16 protein-coding genes and 2 pseudogenes are annotated in these 18,548 nt (G+C 61.0%); 7 read left to right on the plus strand and 11 right to left on the minus strand.

What is annotated here, in order from left to right; translation table 11 throughout:
* Positions 1-104 precede the first annotated feature (104 nt).
* The 7 genes and pseudogenes from DWQ09_06765 to DWQ09_06795 form a co-directional block, all read right to left on the minus strand.
* Positions 105-274 (minus strand): annotated as a pseudogene (locus tag DWQ09_06765) (cytochrome C).
* 512 nt (positions 275-786) lie between these two features.
* The gene (locus tag DWQ09_06770) at positions 787-1,266 is read right to left on the minus strand and encodes an acyl dehydratase (GenBank protein KAA3628912.1); all 480 of its coding nucleotides are present in this window, start codon (positions 1,264-1,266) and stop codon (positions 787-789) included.
* Positions 1,267-1,444: 178 nt separating this feature from the next.
* Positions 1,445-2,056, minus strand: a complete 612-nt coding sequence (locus tag DWQ09_06775) for a LysE family translocator (GenBank protein KAA3628913.1) — start codon at positions 2,054-2,056, stop codon at positions 1,445-1,447.
* A gap of 120 nt (positions 2,057-2,176) precedes the next feature.
* The gene (locus tag DWQ09_06780) at positions 2,177-2,926 is read right to left on the minus strand and encodes an SDR family NAD(P)-dependent oxidoreductase (GenBank protein ID KAA3628914.1); all 750 of its coding nucleotides are present in this window, start codon (positions 2,924-2,926) and stop codon (positions 2,177-2,179) included.
* A gap of 31 nt (positions 2,927-2,957) precedes the next feature.
* A complete protein-coding gene (locus DWQ09_06785; GenBank protein ID KAA3628915.1) occupies positions 2,958-3,569 on the minus strand; it encodes a hypothetical protein in 612 nt (203 codons plus the stop codon).
* Between the two features lie 245 nt (positions 3,570-3,814).
* Complete coding sequence (locus DWQ09_06790) at positions 3,815-4,510, minus strand: DUF4126 domain-containing protein (GenBank protein ID KAA3628916.1); 696 nt, start codon at positions 4,508-4,510, stop codon at positions 3,815-3,817.
* A gap of 188 nt (positions 4,511-4,698) precedes the next feature.
* On the minus strand, positions 4,699-5,085 hold the full coding sequence (locus DWQ09_06795; protein ID KAA3628917.1) for a hypothetical protein: 387 nt from the start codon (positions 5,083-5,085) through the stop codon (positions 4,699-4,701).
* 154 nt (positions 5,086-5,239) lie between these two features.
* Here DWQ09_06795 and DWQ09_06800 point away from each other — a divergent pair.
* Both DWQ09_06800 and DWQ09_06805 read left to right on the plus strand, forming a co-directional pair.
* Positions 5,240-6,029: pseudogene (locus tag DWQ09_06800) on the plus strand (ParA family protein).
* Between the two features lie 89 nt (positions 6,030-6,118).
* Positions 6,119-6,442 carry a (2Fe-2S) ferredoxin domain-containing protein gene (locus tag DWQ09_06805; protein KAA3628918.1) on the plus strand — a complete coding sequence of 108 codons (324 nt, stop codon included), beginning with the start codon at positions 6,119-6,121 and terminating at the stop codon, positions 6,440-6,442.
* A 110-nt stretch (positions 6,443-6,552) separates the two neighbouring features.
* On the opposite strand, the gene DWQ09_06810 is transcribed toward DWQ09_06805, so the two are convergent.
* Positions 6,553-8,418 (minus strand): long-chain fatty acid--CoA ligase, encoded by a 1,866-nt coding sequence (locus DWQ09_06810; GenBank protein KAA3628919.1) that lies wholly within the window; start codon positions 8,416-8,418, stop codon positions 6,553-6,555.
* Positions 8,419-8,604: 186 nt separating this feature from the next.
* Here DWQ09_06810 and DWQ09_06815 point away from each other — a divergent pair, with 186 nt between their 5' ends.
* The 5 genes from DWQ09_06815 to DWQ09_06835 all read left to right on the plus strand — a co-directional run bounded on the left by DWQ09_06815 (position 8,605) and on the right by DWQ09_06835 (position 13,562).
* Entirely contained in the window at positions 8,605-9,669 is a 1,065-nt protein-coding gene (locus tag DWQ09_06815; protein ID KAA3628932.1) for a branched-chain amino acid ABC transporter permease, read from the plus strand.
* 6 nt (positions 9,670-9,675) lie between these two features.
* The gene (locus DWQ09_06820) at positions 9,676-10,563 is read left to right on the plus strand and encodes a branched-chain amino acid ABC transporter permease (GenBank protein ID KAA3628920.1); all 888 of its coding nucleotides are present in this window, start codon (positions 9,676-9,678) and stop codon (positions 10,561-10,563) included.
* Positions 10,564-10,588: 25 nt separating this feature from the next.
* Complete coding sequence (locus tag DWQ09_06825; protein KAA3628921.1) at positions 10,589-11,773, plus strand: ABC transporter substrate-binding protein; 1,185 nt, start codon at positions 10,589-10,591, stop codon at positions 11,771-11,773.
* Positions 11,774-12,015: 242 nt separating this feature from the next.
* Positions 12,016-12,795 (plus strand): ABC transporter ATP-binding protein, encoded by a 780-nt coding sequence (locus tag DWQ09_06830; protein ID KAA3628922.1) that lies wholly within the window; start codon positions 12,016-12,018, stop codon positions 12,793-12,795.
* On the plus strand, positions 12,792-13,562 hold the full coding sequence (locus DWQ09_06835; protein ID KAA3628923.1) for an ABC transporter ATP-binding protein: 771 nt from the start codon (positions 12,792-12,794) through the stop codon (positions 13,560-13,562). The genes DWQ09_06830 and DWQ09_06835 overlap by 4 nt, the downstream gene beginning before the upstream one ends.
* 40 nt (positions 13,563-13,602) lie before the next feature.
* Here the strand turns inward: DWQ09_06835 and DWQ09_06840 are convergent, their stop codons facing one another.
* From DWQ09_06840 to mmsA, 3 genes are all read right to left on the minus strand, one after another.
* Positions 13,603-14,865 (minus strand): MFS transporter, encoded by a 1,263-nt coding sequence (locus tag DWQ09_06840; GenBank protein KAA3628924.1) that lies wholly within the window; start codon positions 14,863-14,865, stop codon positions 13,603-13,605.
* A 365-nt stretch (positions 14,866-15,230) separates the two neighbouring features.
* Positions 15,231-16,469 carry a glucose sorbosone dehydrogenase gene (locus tag DWQ09_06845; GenBank protein ID KAA3628925.1) on the minus strand — a complete coding sequence of 413 codons (1,239 nt, stop codon included), beginning with the start codon at positions 16,467-16,469 and terminating at the stop codon, positions 15,231-15,233.
* Between the two features lie 213 nt (positions 16,470-16,682).
* The gene (gene mmsA, locus DWQ09_06850) at positions 16,683-18,182 is read right to left on the minus strand and encodes a methylmalonate-semialdehyde dehydrogenase (CoA acylating) (protein KAA3628933.1); all 1,500 of its coding nucleotides are present in this window, start codon (positions 18,180-18,182) and stop codon (positions 16,683-16,685) included.
* Between the last annotated feature and the right edge of the window lie 366 nt (positions 18,183-18,548).

Genomic DNA, 18,548 nt, shown 5'->3' on the forward strand with positions numbered 1-18,548 from the left:
CCAAGGACCGGCAGGCTTGCGGCGTCGCGCCAAGCCGGGTAGTAGAGAAGGGCCAAGCCGCTCACCCAGACGAGCGGATTGATGACCAGCTTGACGAGCGGATAGCCAAGACGCTGGCCGGTGCTTGGGTTGGTGTAGTCCCAGATCCAATGGCGTGTGGCCATAACCTGTTGGCTGCCTCGGTGTGGCATTTCAGACAGGCCTCGGTGACCTCCTCACCGCTGCGGAACGCACCCTGCAGCTCCTCGAACTTGCCGCGGTCGGCCGTCGAGCTCTCTGTTTTGGGTGCAGCCGGCAGCTCCTGGGCTGGCACCACCGAGACAACGCTGACCGCGAGCAAACCGCCGGCCAGCAGGCGCCGTAGCTGGTACCTGAAAGACGATGTGCATTGCATTGCTGAGCGATTCCTTTCGGTCGCATCATCTGCGCCAGGGACCAGGTGACACCGGGTATGTTCATCTCAATCAACCGGCATAGTACACAGTTCAAGCGTGCCGGGCTGTGTATCAGAACCTATCTCAAAATCCCCCGCGAGCTGTGCCGGTCGCTCGTGGTTCGAGCGCCAGGCGCGGCGAGCGTGGTTGGGTCATTCCCAATGAGCGAGCCGCAACACCGTGCTGGAGCCACGAGTGGCCGGCCCTTCGGGTTGGCCCCAGAGGTGCGCTGGCGGTGTTCTCGACTTGCCAATAGCGGTTGCTATTGGCTGCGCCTTCGGGCCTACCCAGCGCACCTCTGGGGCTCAACACAGCACGCGCGGGATCTTGGGATAGGTTCTAAAAGGGATACTCAATCCCGTTCCGCGCGCCGCCGTACAAACCAGTTGGAGGTCAGTTTGGCGACCGGCTTGCCGTCCTGGCGCACCAGTGTGTTGCGCAGCTTGACCAGACCTTCGTCCGGCCGACTGGAGAGCGTGCGCACCTCGGTGATCTCGGTGTGCGAGGCAAGTACATCGCCGGCGTAGGCCGGCAGCATCCAGCGGATGTCGTCCCAGCCCGGCGAAATCACCGTTTCGGAGTTGGGAAACGCATCCTTGCTGAGACGGCGCCAGATCGAGGCGATCTGCAGACCCGAGGCGATCAGGCCGTCCCAACCCAGTGCGCGCGCGGCCTGCTCATCAAGATGGAAGGGTTCCGGATCGTAGACTCGTGCAAAGTCGAGCATCGACTCGACCGTCATGCGCCAGGCGCCGAAGACGTACGTCTGCCCGACCGCAAAATCTTCGAACCAGCGGATTTCGGGAAAAATCCCGGTTTTTTCATCGACCATCGGTTTGTCTGCGCAGTAAGGGTGAAAGGATTGAGAGTAGCGTAAAACAGGGGCGAATCCCTGTTTCCACAATCGCAATAACTTCGGTACCGGTAGATCGGGTTAGCGCAGCGTAAGCCGACACAATTTCCACAATTACCCTCCAGCGTCGGGTTACGCTGCGCTAACCCGATCTACACTATCTGGTGGCAAGAACCGCTCCTGTGACAATCATGACGCTGCCGGCACTGCGGTTCAGTGTCCGTTTCGCGCGCGGACTTGCGAACAACTTTCGCGCTCGACCGGCCGCATACGCATAGCCCAGCAACACAGCGCCGAGCACCACGGAAACCACCGTAGCCACCACAACTATGTCCATCGCTTCGAGTCGCGTCAGATCGAGAAAGGTAGGTAAAAATCCCAGGTAAAAGAGGATGACCTTGGGGTTGCCCAGGGTGATCACCAGACCACTGAAGAAATTGGCCTTCCATGACAGCTCACGCACCCCCTTGAGCTCTGTCGATTCGGGCGTCGTCATCCACAAACGCAGACCCAGCCAGATCAGATAGCCGGCGCCCACATATTTAACTACGGCAAACAAACCACCAAGCACCTCGGCCAGGGCCGCCAGACCGAAGATCGCCAACAATAAAAAGAGCAGGTCACCGCTGACGATACCCAACACCACCACCGTCGCGTGCCCGAATCCGGAGGCAAGTGCCCGCGCCACGGTGGCAAACACGCCGGGACCCGGTGTAACTGCCAGCAAGAACATAGCCCCGGCCAACCCAAGAACACTGAGAGCACTCATCGCTCACCTCTGCCTGTCGCCAGGTTATCGCTTACCCGACGACACAATGTGTTACTCCACCAAACCGAAACCGAGTGAGCAACAGAGCAGAAACCCACCCGCGAAAACGGAATCGATCGCCTAAGACCGGCGATGAATCGCCATCGCCCCCGGCGCCTGACACACCGGCATCAGCTGCACCTCGTTGATGTTGACGTGCGGCGGCCGATTGACGATCCACTCCACCGTATCAGCGATATCGACGGCAGTGAGCGGTTCGGTCCCGGCATAGATCGAGTCCGCCTTGGCAGTGTCGCCCTTGAAGCGCACCTGCGAGAACTCCGTCCCGCCGCACAAGCCGGGTTCGATATTGCTGACCCGCACCGCCGTACCCAGCAGATCGGTGCGCAGATTCAAACTGAACTGGTGCACGAAGGCCTTGCAGGCACCATAGACGTTACCACCCGGATAGGGAAATTTTCCCGCCACCGATCCGATGTTGACGATATGCCCGCGATTGCGTTCGAACATGCCGGTCAACACCATGCGCGTGCAGTACATAAGACCTTTGATGTTGGTGTCGACCATGGTGTCCCAATCGTCGAGCTGCGCCTTGTGCGCCGGCTCCAAACCCAGTGCACCACCGGCATTGTTGACCAGCACATCGATAGCGGAAAATTCCGCAGGCAGTTCCGTCAATGCGCGCTCCACCGCTTTGCGATCGGTGACATCGAGCACCAATGGCAGGCAGCGCTCGCCCAACTCGGCCTGCAGTTCAGTCAGTCGCTCTTCACGGCGACCGGACGCGATCACCTGGTGACCCTGTTGCGCGAAGCGCCGCGCTATCTCCATGCCGAACCCCGCGGTGGCGCCTGTCACTAATACGATCATTGCTCTGCTCCCGGTTGGCGGTTGCTTCAACTCATAGCGGCTGCAATTGAATCAAGCGTGGATCATCAGCGAACTCTGTCAAGATGCGTTCCACACGCTGTTGCCAGAGTCGGCCGAAAGTCTGCGTCATCGCAGTGTCGGCACGGCCACTGATCACGGCGGGGGCAATTTGCTGCGCCTCGGGATCCGGCGGCACGATCGAGGCGTCATAAATCGCCACCACCTGCTGACCGGTATCCAGTCGTTCAAAGGCGACATCGCCCTCCACCTCTTCACCGAAACTCAGCAGATCACAGCGCGCGAACCGCCCCGCTATACCCTTGAAGCCACCTTCGGCCGCAGCCCCCGTGATGAGTGTCAGCACGTTGGCGATGACCCCCGTCACGCCTTCGTCGGCGGCACCGGGAAGGCGCACGCGGATGGCTCCCCGTTCCGGCCGATCGGCGCCATAAAGATAGGTCAGCGATTTGACGGCCATCAACCAGGCGCCCGCGACGGTCGGACACGAGTGCCCGGCCAGCTTCACCGCATCGAGATACGAGTATTCGATCAGGCCGCCCTCGGCTGCGGCGAGGAACTCACTCAGCGGATCGCGCAGCGTGAGCGTAGGAAGTCGTTCGAAGAAAGCAGGATAGTGAGGCATGGCGATCCCCTCAAAGACAGATCGGGTCAGCTTGCGAAGCTGAGAATGAGAAAGTTGGCAAGCACCGCGGCAAACAGGATAACGGCCAGGGTAATCAGTACGACAAACTCCGTGCGCATGAGAGAAGCCACCTGAGCGAAGCGGAAAGGGAAGGATTGTACGCGAGATCAACGTATCAGGTGCATCTGCAAATAACGGCCCGCGGCTGCGGGCCAAACACCTGTTCACACAAGGGATAAAGGGCGCTAGCGCTCGGGAGCCCCCTTATCGGGAGAGAGTGAGCGCAGCAGTTCGGTACGGCGACTGGCGCGTGCCTCGGGCGTCAGCGACGGATCCGGCTCAGGTTTAGCGCCGCCAAAGAAGCCCGCCAATTTACGGAACACCGCCTTGATGGCCCGCCACAACCGTGGCAGCGCCCAGGCCATGGCGAGCACCGCCACGATCAGCAGCGCGATGAACGCCAACGGGTAGTGCAGCGCGGTCCAGAGTCCGGCGATCACCGCAAGATCTTCACCGATCGAGAGTGTCCAGTTGCTGACCGGCTCGGGTGAGGTATTGACCAGCACGCGCGTACCGGCTTTGGTGAAATTGGTGGTTGCCGCCAGACCGCCGCCGCCGATCGCGGCCGCCAGCTGGGCGGCGGGGCCGATCTCCCCCACCGCGCCGGCCGCCAGAACGGCCCCGGCGGGGATGCGGATGAAGCTGTGGATCGCATCCCACCCGGTATCGACACCGGGCACCTTGTCGGCGAAAAACTCCACGCAGTACATGAATCCGGCAGCCGCCATCACCATCGGATCGGCGAGGATCGCCAGATCGGGTGGCAATGCAATCTGGCCGGTGGTACCCAGATAACCCAGCATGAACAGTGCGGCATAGAGATTGATGCCGCTGGCCCACGCCACGCCCATGGTGAGCGCAATGGTATCGACGATGGTCATTGATTCGGTGTCCTCCGCGGCGCTATCTCTAACCTTATTGTGACTCGAAATGGCGGTATTGGTGACAAAAAACAGGGATCGCCGGCTGCTGCAGATGCGATCCCGATTCGCGCCAAAGAGGGTAAGTCACTGATTATTGGCGACTTACCCTCGCTGACCGAGACCGCTTATCCCAATTTACCGATGCGTTAGAAGAACAGCCGATAGTTGATATTGAAATCGATCGATCCAGCGTCGTTGGAGTAGTAGCCATACGGACTCGAAGCGCGATGATCGCGACCGTAATGTCTCACCGGCGGCGCATAGTAGTAACGGCGCACCGGAGGACGGTGCACGTGATGACGGTGCCCCCAACGGCGCGGAACATGGCGCTGCTGGTACCGCCAGTGGCGCGGATGGTGCCCGTACCTGCGATCGTCCCACTGACGTATCGGGGCGTGCTTGGTGGGCTTTCCCGTATGCCCTCCGGAATAGTACTGCTTGAGACCCTGCCGCTCGCCGGCTTCAGCCAAAGAAGGTCCCATCACCGTGAAACCGAGTACCGCGACCAGAAACAGATAACCTAAGCGAGCCATTGTTTTCTCCTTTCAAAATCCGCGCATTCGCTAGCGTCGGGTATCACGTTACCCCCGTGCGCCTGAACCTTTCCTGAACGGGTGAAACGGGTGCGCAATCGGTACGAGTAGAGTACACTGACGCCCGTTTGTTGCAGCGCACAAGGAGATGACCATGCGGCGCGTGGTGTTCAATCAGAAGGGTGGTGTCGGCAAATCGACCATCACCTGCAATCTGGCGGCGATCAGCGCCAGCGCGGGACAACGCACCCTGGTGATCGACCTGGACCCCCAGGCCAACTCCACTCACTATCTGCTCGGCGCCCAGGCCGAGCATCTGGAATCCAGCATCGCGGATTTCTTCAACGAAACCCTGGGCTTCAGCTTCTACCCGAAGAAACCTATGGAGTTCGTCGCACCCACGCCTTTCGACGGCCTCCATCTGCTCGCCGCCACCCCGGCCCTGGAAGAGCTGCAGGGAAAACTGGAATCGCGCTACAAGATGTTCAAGCTGCGCGAGGCTCTGGAAGAGTTGAACGGTGAGTTCGACGCCATCTTCATCGATACCCCGCCGGCGCTCAACTTCTACACCCGCTCGGCCCTGATAGCCGCCGACAGCTGCCTTATTCCTTTCGATTGCGACGACTTCTCGCGCCGTGCGCTCTATACCCTGCTCGACGGGGTGCGCGAGATTCAGTCCGACCACAACCGCGCGCTGCGCGTCGAAGGCATCGTGGTCAACCAGTTCCAGGCGCGCGCGCCTGCCGCGGGCGCTGGTGGACGAACTGCGCAGCGAAGGTCTGCCCATCCTGGAACCCTACATCTCCAGTTCGGTGAAGATCCGCGAATCCCATCAGCGGGCGCTGCCGATGGTGCATCTCGACAAACGCCATAAACTGACCGCGGAGTTCCGCGCGCTGTATGCCGGTCTGGCCAGCGGCGCAGCAGCCACCGCCGCCGCCTGATCCAGCGCCCGAGGTCGAATCCAGGCACCCAACCCGCAATCAAGTGCGTACAATGCACGATTCCAGAAACCCGCATCAAAGGAGAGGCCATGCCGAAACCTGAACGTCACATCTTTGTCTGCACGCAGAATAAACCACCGCACGTGCCACAACCCTCCTGCGGGGCCGGCGGCGGCGGTGAACTGGCTCAGCAGTTCTTCGCCGAACTCGACGAGCGTGGATTGCTTGGGCGTTTCGCTCTCACCACGACCGGATGCATGGGAGCGTGCAGCGTTGGCCCGGTGGTCGTGGTCTACCCCGACGGCATCATGTACGGCGGCGTGGCGGCAAAGGATGTGCCGGAGATCGTTCAGGAACACCTCATCGGCGGCAAACCCGTGGAGCGTTTGCAGGTTCCTGCAGAGGTATGGTGACAGGCGCCGTGGGGTAATCAGCAGAAAAAGCCGAAGCGACTACCGCTTCGGCTTTTTTCCATCTGTCTTCCTGCCGCCGATAGTGCTGTGGCAAAGCACGCTGCACACGCTCAGACCGCGACACCCGCCTCGCCGCGATACATCGCCTGAATGGTATTCGCAAACTGCTGATTGATGGAACGACGCTTGACCTTCAATGTCGGAGTGACCTCGCCGTCTTCTTCCAGCAGTTTCTTGGGCAGTATATAGAAGCGCTTGATCTGCTCGACGCGCGCCAGATTGCGATTGACACCGCGCACCTCCTCCAGGATCAGCTCGCGCACCGCCGGCGCCTCGGAGAGCGATGCGTAGGTCGTGTACTGGACCTTGTTATCCTGCGCAAACTTGATCACGTACTCCTCGTCGATAACGATCAGCGCCGTGACGAATTTGCGCCCGTCGCCGATCAGAATCGCATCGTTGATGTAGGGGCTGGTTTTGAGCTGGTTCTCGATCAACTGCGGCGCGATGTTCTTGCCGCCCGAGGTGATGATCAGGTCCTTCTTGCGATCGGTGATGCGCAAAAATCCGCGTACATCGATCTCGCCGACATCCCCGGAATGCAGCCACCCATCCTGAACCGTCTCCGCGGTCGCTTCGGGATTTCGGAAGTAACCGAGAAAGACGTTGGGACCGCGCAGCAGTATCTCGCCATCCTCGGCAATGCGGATCTCGACGCCCGGAATCGGCGGTCCGGCGCTGTCGGGATCGATGAGTTCACCCTGATGGCAGGTGGTCGGGCCACTCCCTTCCGTCTGCCCGTAGATCTGGCGCAGCGGCACGCCCACCGCGTGAAAGAAACGCAACACGTCGGGCGAGATCGCTGCCGCACCGCTCACCGCGATCCGCACCCGTTCGAAGCCGAGACGTTCGCGCAGTTTTGCCAGCACCATCAGGTTGGCCAGTCCATAGCCGAGCTGCAATCCCAGCGGCACACGGCGTTCACCGTCGAGTTTCGCGATTGCGTAGGCACGACCGATAGCCAGCGCAGCACCCAAGGCGCGGCGCTTGAACCACTGCGCATCCTTCATCCTGATCAGGATCAGCGATTGGTACTTCTCCCAGATGCGCGGCACCGAGAAGAAAAAGGTGGGCGAGACTTCGACGATGTTCTTCGTCACCGCATCGACATTCTCGACAAAATTGACCCGATAGCCGGCCGCCAGCGCGATGTAGGTCGATAGCATGCGCTCGGCGATATGGCTCAACGGCAGAAACGAGACGACGTCTTCGTCGTCATCGACATCGAACAGATCGGCCAGACAGCGGCTGGTCCAGACAATATTGCGATGACTGAGCATCGCGCCCTTGGGTTGCCCGGTGGTGCCCGAGGTGTAGATCAGAGTCGCCATCGCATCGGGATCGAGCGCGGCCAACCGGGCATCGAACTCCGTCGCCGCGGTTTCGCTGACACGACCGCGCTCCAGCATCTCAGCCCACGAGATCACCATGGGATCGGAGAAATCCTTCAACCCCTCCATGTCCATCACCACAATCCATTTCAGCGCGCTCAGTTCATTGCGGGCCTGCAACGCTTTGTCGAGCTGCTCTTCGTTCTCGACGATAAAGACGACGCTCTCCGAGTGCGCGAGGATATAGGCGCATTCGGCGGCCGCATTGGTGGTGTAGATGCCGACCGAAGCGCCGCCTATCGCCTGTACCGCAAGATCGGTGTACAACCACTCGCAGCGATTCTCGCCAATCACCGACACCCGCTCGCCGGCTTTCACACCCAAGGCCAGCAGCCCCCGACCGGCGGCGCGCACCGCATCGGCATACGCGCTGAAACTGACGTCGCGCCACAAGCCAAGATGCTTGTATCGCAACGCCGTTGCCGCACCGCGGCGAGCCGCATGCGCAAACAACAGTCCCGGCGCCGTAATCGCCGTGGAAATTTCGGTGCCGCCGCGGTTGAGAGGCCGTAGGAGCGAATTCATTCGCGATCTGCCGCCCGATTCGGCCTCGACGTTCGCGGTTGAAACCGCTCCTACACCGTCTGTGTCCATTACCATCCCCTCGCCCGTTGGTTTGTTGGTGGACCACTTGTGGCCAAGATGGGGCGATAGTAGCATCGACCCAAGTCGCTAAGAACAACAACCCCGAGAAGAGCGATGGAGACGGTCATGGACATGAAGCGCTCCTACTACGAAGACCTGCGGCTCTTCGACACGCTGCCGAAAGGCCTGTGGATCGGTACCGTGGCCCTCGCCCTGGTCATCGCCCCCTTCTTTCTCGACAACTATCAGCTCTACGTGATGGGCTACGTCGCCATCAATGTCATCGTGGCGTTGGGGCTCAACGTGCTGGTTGGCTACACGGGGCAGATCTCGCTCGGCCATGCCGGGTTCTTCGCCATCGGCGCCTACGCCACGGTTCTTCTGACCAACGCCGGCCTGCCGATACTCGTGGCAATACCGTGCGCCGGATTAATCGGCGCCGCCTTCGGCTTTCTGCTTGGGCTTCCAGCCCTGCGGCTCGAGGGCCCCTATTTGGCCGTGGTCACGCTCGGATTCGGGCTCACGGTGGAAACCGTATTTGCCAAGGCGAGCGTGTTTGGCGGCGCCACCGGGCCCGCGGTGCCGCCCTTCACCGTTCGCTTCCTGCCCGACTTCAGCAGCGAGCAGAATCTCTACGTTCTGATCATGCTGACCACGGGACTGTCGCTGCTGGCGGTGCGCAATCTGATCCGCACCCGCGTCGGACGCGCCTTTATCGCCATCCGCGACTCGGACGTTGCAGCGTCCTGCGCCGGCGTCGATCTGACCTACTACAAGACCCTGGCCTTTGCGGTCAGCGCCTTCTTCACCGGCATCGGTGGCGGGCTGTTTGCGTTCCACCTGGGGCAGGTCGATCCCACCACCTTCAACCTGATGCTCTCGATCCTGTTCCTTGCCATGGTGGTGATCGGCGGGGTCGGCTCGATCCTCGGCGCCATTCTCGGCGCCGTCACCATCAGCCTGCTGAACCTGAAGCTGAAGGGGCTGAAGATGGCCGATTTCGAACAGATCCCCCTCGCCGGACAGGAGATCGCCGAGTTCCTGGGCCGCCACTTCATGGAAACCGGCATGGCCAACATCCAGTTCATCGTCTACGGCGTCATTCTGGTCATGATCATGTTGTTCGAGCCGCTCGGCCTCTACGGCCTGTGGATACGCGTCAAGCGCTACTGGCGCACCTGGCCGCTGTGAACTGAGATGGACGCCTTCGGCTCGCTCCCCCAGGTCCTGTTCAGCGGCATCTCCGCGGGCGCGGTCTACGCGTTGATAGCGCTGGCGATGGTGACCATCTACCGCACCACCGAGGTGCTGAATTTCGCCCAGGGCGACATGGCGATGATGACCACCTTCGTCGCCCTGAGCCTGCTGGTCAGCAGCGGGCTGCCGTTCCTCGCTGCCATACTCCTGGCGCTGGCCTTCGCCGCCGGGCTCGGCGCCTTTGCCGAGTTCGCGTTTCTGCGCCGCGCCAAGGAACCCAGCGTGCTCGGCCTGATCATCATCACCCTCGGCATCGAGATGATCGTGTTCGGTTTCGCCTCCTGGAAATGGGGCGGGGAGCCGCGCAACATGCCGATCCCCTTGAGCCCCTACGACGGCATCGTCGCCGGCAACGTCATCATGAGTTACCTGGAACTGCTCACCATTGCCATCGCCACCGTGACCATCGCCACGCTGTTTCTGTTTCTCAACCGTTCCAAGGCCGGGCTGGCGATGCGCGCCACGCAGCAGAACCGGGCGGTGGCGCGACTGATGGGTATCCGTGTGCGCCGTGTGGAGATGTTTGCCTGGGCGCTGGCGGCGGTGGTGGGCGGCATCGCCGGGCTGCTGGTCGGTCCGGCGACGACCGTCGAACCCTACATGATGTGGGATCCGATGATGAAGGGTTTTGCCGCCGCGGTGCTCGGCGGTATGACCTCGCTGCCCGGCGCCGCGCTCGGCGGGGCGATTATCGGCATCGTCGAGAACCTGTTCGGTTTCTACGTCTCGACGGCTTTCAAGTCCATCGTCCCATTCGCGGCTATTCTTTTGATGCTGGCCATCAAACCCTCGGGCCTGCTGGCCCGCCACTATGTCAAAAAGGTGTGATAACAATCTCTGGAGGAGGTCGATAATGTTGAAAAAATTAGGGCAAATTACGGCGTTTGCGGCGGGTATTTTCGCCGTGGCCCAAGGACCGGCAACCGCTGCGGAGCTGACCGGTGTCACCGACACCGAGATCCACATCGGTCAGTGGGGGCCGCAGACCGGTCCCGCCGCGCCCTGGGGCTCGGTGGCCCGCGGTACCGGTATGCTGTTTCAGATGATCAACGAAGAAGGCGGCATCCATGGCCGCAAGATCGTCTATCACATGTTCGACGACCAATATAATCCGGCCAAAACCGTGGCGGGCGTGAAGGAGCTGGTCGAGAAGGAGCCGGGCATCTTCGGCTTCGCCTCGGGCGTCGGTACCTCACCCGGCCTGGCGGTCAAGGATTACCTGATGGAGCGCGGCATTCCGTGGGTGGGCCCGGCCGCCGGCTCGCTGCACTGGATCACCCCACCGCAAAAGTATCTCTTCTCGCTCTACCCGCTGTATGCAGACGAGGCCAAACTGCTGGTGCGCCATCTGGTGCAAAAGGAAGGCAAGAAGAACATCGCCATCCTCTACGCCAGCGATGAGTATGGCGAGAACGGCCATCGCGGCGCCGTTGAGGAGATGACCAGACTGGGCATCAAACCGGCCATCGAAGTGCCGCTCAACCAGGCCGACCGTGATCTCAAGTCGCATGTACTGAAGCTGAAGCAGAGCGGCGCCGACGCGGTGGTGATGTGGGTCAACCCGACGCACGCGGTGATCACCCTGAAGACCGCGGCTGCACTGCAGTTCGCACCGCAATGGGCAACCAGTTCGACGCTCTCCGATGCTCCGCTGATGCACACCATCACCGGCGGGTTGTGGAAAAACATCATCTTCGCCAGCTTCAGTGAACTGCCGGATGCCGATACTCCCGCGATGAAGAAATACCGCGATGCGTTTGCCAAGTATGCCCAGCAGGGCGAGCGCTGGGGCGTGTTCTTCATGGCCGGAATCGGCTTTGTCGAGCCGATGGTCGAGGGCTTGCGCCGCGCCGGTCGCGACCTGACGCGCGAGAAGTTCGTCAGCGCGATGGAGTCGATCAAGGACTTCAAAGGTATACTTGGCAACATCTCCTTCGGCCCCGGCGAGCGCCAGGGACAGCGGGCGGTATTTTTGGCCAAGACCGATGATACCGGCGTCGGGGTGGTCCAGCTGACCCCCTGGACCGAACCGAAGTAAACGGTGTCCTGTCCCATAAACACCCTCTCCCTCCGGGAGAGGGTGGGGGTGAGGGAATCCAAACGGCTTAAGAAACCGGTTGATCCGCCCCCTCTTCCTGTCCTTCTCCCTGAGGGAGAAGGGACATTCAATCCGGCCTGAATCATGTCCGCGTACCTCACCGTCAGCAGGCGACCGCACTCATTGCGGGTCACGTGGTTACGATACGCCGCTTATGGGACAACAGCGGAGGCCGGAAACTAGTGTCCACCCTGTTGCAGATCGATGGGTTGGGGATTTCGTTCGGTGGCGTCAAGGCCCTGCACAACGTCGGTCTGGGCCTTGACGCCGGCGAGATACTCGCATTGATCGGCCCCAACGGCGCGGGCAAAACCACGGTCTTCAACTGCATCTCCGGGCTTTATCAGCCAAACCGGGGCCGCATCGTTCTCGACGGACGCGAGATCCAGGGACTACGCCCCCACAAGGTGGCAGGGCTCGGCATCGCTCGCACCTTCCAGAACATCGAACTGTTCAAGCACATGACCACGGTCGACAACCTGTTGCTGGGTCGTCATCTGCATATGCGTACCGGGGTGTTGTCGGGGATGGCGCTGCTCGGTGCAGCGACGCCTGCCGCCCGGGAAGAGCGGCGGCATCGTCAGCGTGTCGAGGAGATCATCGATTTTCTCGACCTGCAGGCGGTGCGCGGCGAACGCGTTGGCAACCTGCCCTACGGCGTGCAGAAGGTGGTGGAACTCGGCCGCGCGCTGGCGATGGAGCCGCGCGTGCTGCTGCTCGACGAACCGGCGGCGGGCATGAATCTGGAAGAGAAACAGGATCTGCGCATCTGGATCGAGGATATCAGCCAGCTGTTCGGCATTGCGGTGCTGCTGATCGAGCACGACATGCAGTTCGTCGGCGACCTGGCGGACCGGGTGATCGCTCTCAACTACGGCGAGCGCATCGCCGAAGGCACACCCCCCGAGGTGCGTGCACATCCCGAAGTACTCAAGGCCTACCTCGGCGAAACAACGGCATGAGCGCATTCCTCACTCTCGCCAACGTCGACACCTATTACGGATTGATTCAGGCTCTGCGCGGGGCATCGCTGGAACTCGACGAAGGCGGCATCGTCGCGGTACTCGGCGCCAACGGAGCCGGGAAAACCACACTGTTGAAAACCATCATGGGGCTGCTCGACGATCAGCCGGACAAGGGCACCATCCTGTTCGACGGCGAGCCGATCCACCGCGCCCAGACCGAAGAGATCGCCCGGCGCGGCATCGCCTATGTCCCCGAGGGACGCGAGGTGTTTCACGAACTGACGGTGCTGGAGAATCTGCAGGCCGGCGCCTTCACCCGCCGCGATGAGATCACCACGGACCTCGACCGCATGTTCGGCTACTTTCCGCGTCTACTGGAACGGCGCGATCAGTGGGCCGGGACGCTGTCCGGGGGTGAGCAGCAGATGCTGGCCATCGCCCGCGCCCTGATGGGCAAACCCAGGCTGTTGATGCTCGACGAACCCTCGCTCGGTCTTTCGCCGCTGTTGGTCCAGGAGATCTTCGCCATTCTGCGCACCATCAACCAAGCCGGGGTAACCCTTTTTCTGGTGGAGCAGAACGCGCGCATGGCGTTATCGGTGGCCGACCGCGCCCTGGTGATGGAGCACGGGCGTTTCGTGCTCGACGGCAGCGCCGATGAGATCGCCAACGATCCCGACGTGCAGGAGTTCTACCTCGGTATTGCTGCGGAAGAATCCGTGAAAGGGTATCAGCGCTATCGGCGCAAAAAGCGCTGGCGTTAGATCCGTCCAGTACTGTCGCGCACCTTGCGTTCCAGCCTCGCTATATCCCGAGACCGCGTTCGACGCGCCGTAAGATCGCTATCAACACCATTCCCAGCGCACCGGAAATCACCAGCAACCACCAGGTGCCGGTCCACCCTCCGGCCAGACTCACGGCCAGCGCCATCAGCGGAGGCCCCGACAGGCTGCCCAGATTGGCGCCCTGCACGATGACGCCGTTGACGGTGCCCACCTGATCGGCGCGCGGCGCATGAAACGCGGACGACGCCAGCGTCGCCGCCGGCAGCAGGCCACCCGCGGCGGAGAAGAGAAACGCAGCCGGGACGATCCACCCTGGCGGTGTACCCGCCGAAAACACCACTGCTGCACACAGTGCCATCACCACCAGCGCAACCAACTGCAGCGTCCAGCGCGGAACGTGTCGATGCATCAACCACGCACCGCCCAGATTGCCAATCATGTTGGCGGCGACCGCGAGTGCGCCCAGCAGCGACGCGGTGGCTACCGCCATGCCTTGCGTCTCGATCAGCAGCGTCGGCAGCCAGGACAGCATGGCAAAGAATTGCAGCGCGTAGCAGCCGAAGATCGCACCCAGTATCCACGGGCCCGGCAGCTTGATGACCGGAGCAATGTCGCGCCAGGTGCGCTGCCTGGCACCGTCGCTGACGACGGGCGGCGAGACCGAGCGCGTCGCCCACATGAACCAGGCCCAGATGGCCACCATCAGCAGCGCATTGGCCAACCAGAAGCCCCGCCAACCGACGGTATCGAGAAACAGCGGTGCGAGCACCATGGCCAGCGCCATCCCGCAAGGCATGTAGATACTCCAGATGCCCAGCGCCAGTCCGTAATCGCGCGGCCGCGCCGCCGAAACGATCAGGCGTGGACTGGCGACGGCAATCGTCACCAATCCCAGGCCTGCCAGCGTGCGTGCCAGCAGAAGGCTGATCGCACCTTCGGCAAAACTGCCCGCGAACGCGCCGAGCGCGAGCAACAGCAGCCCGGCCGAGACCACCCGCCGCGCCCCGGTGTGATCGGTGATCAAGCCACTGGCTATGGCCAACGTCGCGCCGGTGAGATTGAAGATCGACGCGATCCAGCCGGCGGCCACCAGACCGATATCGAGACTCTCGCGTATCGCGGGTATGGCCGGCGGCACCTTGCCCACCTGCAGACCCGCGGCGATACCCGCGGCCGTGGCGGCAAAAACGATGGACCAGCGCGTCCGTTCGTTGGAAATCAAACTTTTCTCCTCGGTGAGGCGGGGATGATGCCACACCGGGGTAAACGATGGCGAGGCGATTCAGTCGCGTATCCGGAAAACCGCTCAGGTTGCGCGAAAAGGGGTCCGAAAAGGGTTCAGTACCCAAATTTTCTGGTTGATCGCGGTCGTCCGCGCCGCGGGTGCCCTACATGGCATCGAAGTGTGTTTTCGATTTGTTCCCGGAATCGATCATTGCCCAGGGGCGTACCCGTCTGTACCGCACAGCGAATCTGGTGCACCTGCTCTGCCTCAACCACCGATCGGAACAATTCCAGGCAGGTTCGCCCTCTCTCCTCATACATACACCCTAACGACCGGTATACCGAATGTTGTGTCAGTATACCTCCGCCGAGGCCTGTTTCATTCAGCGAACATTTAGGGGTAATTACTCCTTTTTCCTTTTTCTATTCCGAACTCGTAACCAGCCGATAGATGGCGCCGTTATGGCCAAAATCTACAAAATACAGTTCGCCCTGGTTGTCCTGCGCAAAGGTGACAATGAGTGAATCGGTATCGAACAGTTCACTATTTTCCGGGCTGCCCGAGTATGGTTCTTTCAGAACCCAGATCTTGCCAAACACGAAATCAGCATAAACATAACTTCCGTACAGTTCGGGCACTTTATTGCCTCGATAGACGAAACCACCAGTAACCGAGGCAGCCATCCCGTCGCTGCTGGAAGCCGAAGGCATATGTTTGTAATCGTGTACAGGCTTTATGAATTTCTTCGCCGGCTCACAAGCGCTTAACCGATACTCTGCATTCCCTTCATAGCAATTCCAGCCGTAATTCCCCCCCTTCTCCACCAGATCGATCTCCTCCCGCTCACCCTGCCCGACATCGCCTACCCACAAGTGACCGGTTTTCTTGTCAAAACTCCAACGCCAGGGATTTCGGAAACCCCAGGCATAGATCTCCGGGCACCCCTCGCCGGTAACGCAATCAGCACTACTGGCAAACGGATTGCCCGCGGGAATACGATACCTTTTCTGCGCACTCGCCTGCTGGTCGAATTCGGATACGTCAATTCGCAGCATGGTTCCCAGCAGAGTCGATGTATTTTGTCCATTTCTGTCCGGGTCTCCCCAACTGCCGCCATCGCCGTATCCCGCATACAGGTAACCGTCAGGCCCGAAGTCGATCTGCCCACCGTTATGATTGTTGTGGGGTTGATCAATGGACAGCAACACTAACTCTGAGTCGGGCAGCAATGCGCTGTTCTCGGCATTGGCGATAAAGCGTGAGATCCTCGACACCAGTTGCCTGCTGTTATCCCTCTCTGGCGCATCACTGGTGGTGTAGGACAGGTACACATAACGATTTGTGGAGAATGCCGGGTCAAAGGCCATGCCCAGCAGCCCGCCCTCGAACGACTCATCGACCCTGTCTTTGCTGATATCCAGATACAGTGACTTCTCTCGAACACCCTGGCGATTCTCAAACGCGTAGATTCTTCCGGATTTTTCCAGCATATAGAATTTGCTGTCGTCGCCTGCTCGCTGCAGCAACAACGTCGGCGCTGCAAAACTGAGTGCCGGGAAGACGCGTTGATAACCCACCCTGTCCAGTGAATCGTGCGCTGATATCAGCGTTGGAAAAGTGATGGTAAATAGACCGAGGGACAATACCGATCGCAAGAACATGAAAAACCCGTCTCAGAGAACAATTGCCCCTAATATACCCCACCGCTAACCCACTTGTGCCCGGCCTCGACTCTACGGCGCACAGACAACCCGGTACGCCGGCTTCGAGTGAAAAGGTGCTTGTAAAAAAGGGATCAGTACTCTCAATCCCACTTCTGGACTGGTTCCCCGCTTTCGCGGGGATGACGACCAAAGTTCAGATTGGAGGGCGTCCTACTTCATCGTCGGCATCACGAACTCCGCACCCAACCGTTCTCCCGCCGGCCAACGAGTGGTGATGGTTTTCATCCTGGTGTAGAAACGCACGCCTTCCGGGCCGTGGATGTGATGGTCGCCGAACAATGACGCCTTCCAGCCGCCGAAGCTGTGGAAGGCCATGGGCACGGGGATGGGGACGTTGACACCGACCATGCCGACGTGGATGGCGTGGGAGAAGGCACGCGCTGTGCCGCCGTCACGGGTGAAGATGGCGACGCCGTTGCCGTATTCGTGCGCGTTGATGAGTTGCACCGCCGATTGAAAATCGGGTGCGCGCACGATGCAGAGTACCGGACCGAAAATCTCCTCATGATGAATGCGCATAGTGGGTTGGACATGATCGAACAACGTCGGACCGACGAAGAAGCCGCTTTCGTGGCCGGAGACACTCAGACCGCGGCCATCCGCAACCAGGGTCGCGCCCTCCTCCACACCGAGATCGATGTAGCCGGTGACACGCTCCCAGTGCGCGCGTGTGACCAGCGGTCCCATTTCCGATTCCGGATCGGTACCGGGACCCACCTTGAGGGTTGCGATGCGCTGTGCCAGTTTGTCGACGAGCGCATCGCCCACCTCGCCCACCGCGACGGCCACCGAGATCGCCATGCAGCGCTCGCCCGCCGAACCGTAGGCCGAACCCATCAGCGCATCGGCCGCCTGATCGAGATCGGCATCGGGCATCACTACCAGATGGTTTTTTGCGCCGCCCAGCGCCTGCACGCGTTTGCCGTTGGCACAACCCGTCGTATAGATGTGGCGCGCCACCGGCGTCGAGCCAACGAAGCTGACGGCGGCTACATCAGGGTGCGCCAACAGCGCATCGACCGCCTCCTTGTCGCCGTGCACAACGTTGAAGACACCGTCGGGCAGCCCCGCCTCGCGCAGCCAGTCGGCGACCAGCAGCGAGGCGGAGGGATCGCGCTCCGATGGCTTCAGCACGAAGGTGTTGCCGCAGGCGAGCGCCACCGGGTACATCCACATGGGGACCATGGCGGGGAAGTTGAACGGGGTGATTCCGGCGACGACGCCCAGGGGTTGGCGGAAGGCGTGGCTGTCGATCTCGCGGCCGACGTCTTCGGTGAATTCGCCTTTTAACAACTGCGGCGCTCCGCAGGCGAATTCGACCACTTCGATTCCACGGGTCACTTCGCCAACGGCATCGCTGAACACTTTGCCGTGTTCGTTGGTTATGACGCGTGCCAGCTCGTCGCGGCGTTCGTCCAGGATCTGCTTGAAGCGAAACAGTACACGGGCGCGGTTGAGGGGTGTGGTCGCCGCCCACGCCGGGAAGGCCTGCCTGGCTGCGGTTACTGCCTGTTCGACCTCTTGCGCGGAATCGAGCGGTACGCGACCGCTAATCTCACCGCTCGCGGGGTTGAAGACATCGCCCCAGCGGCGGTGTTCGCCATCTATACGTCGGCCGTTGATGTAGTGGAGGATGGTTGGAATGGTCATGGTCGGCTCTGTCTGCATGTTGTCGTCTGAGGTTCGCGCTCGCCCCGATGCTCCCGCCAGAGGTGTGCTTACCTAAGGGAAGCCCCCCTGTAGGAGCGGCTTCAGCCGCGAAAGACGTGGTGCCGATCCGTACCGCCGTTCGCGAATGATTTCGCTCCTACAGATGGTCTGGTCGCAAGGTAAGCGCAATTTGTCCACTGGATTCCTCTGTTTCGCCCCCTCGCCCCTGAGGGAGAGGAGGGTACAGACCGGTAACATGGTTTACAGAATAGACCGGGCACAAGGTTTACAGGGTAGATTGCGTTGGCAAGGAGGACTTGCCGATGCCCTGGAAAGAGACCTGTGCGATGGATCAACGAGTTCAGT

Source organism: Pseudomonadota bacterium (genome assembly GCA_008501635.1).
Taxonomy (GTDB): domain Bacteria; phylum Pseudomonadota; class Gammaproteobacteria; order QQUJ01; family QQUJ01; genus QQUJ01.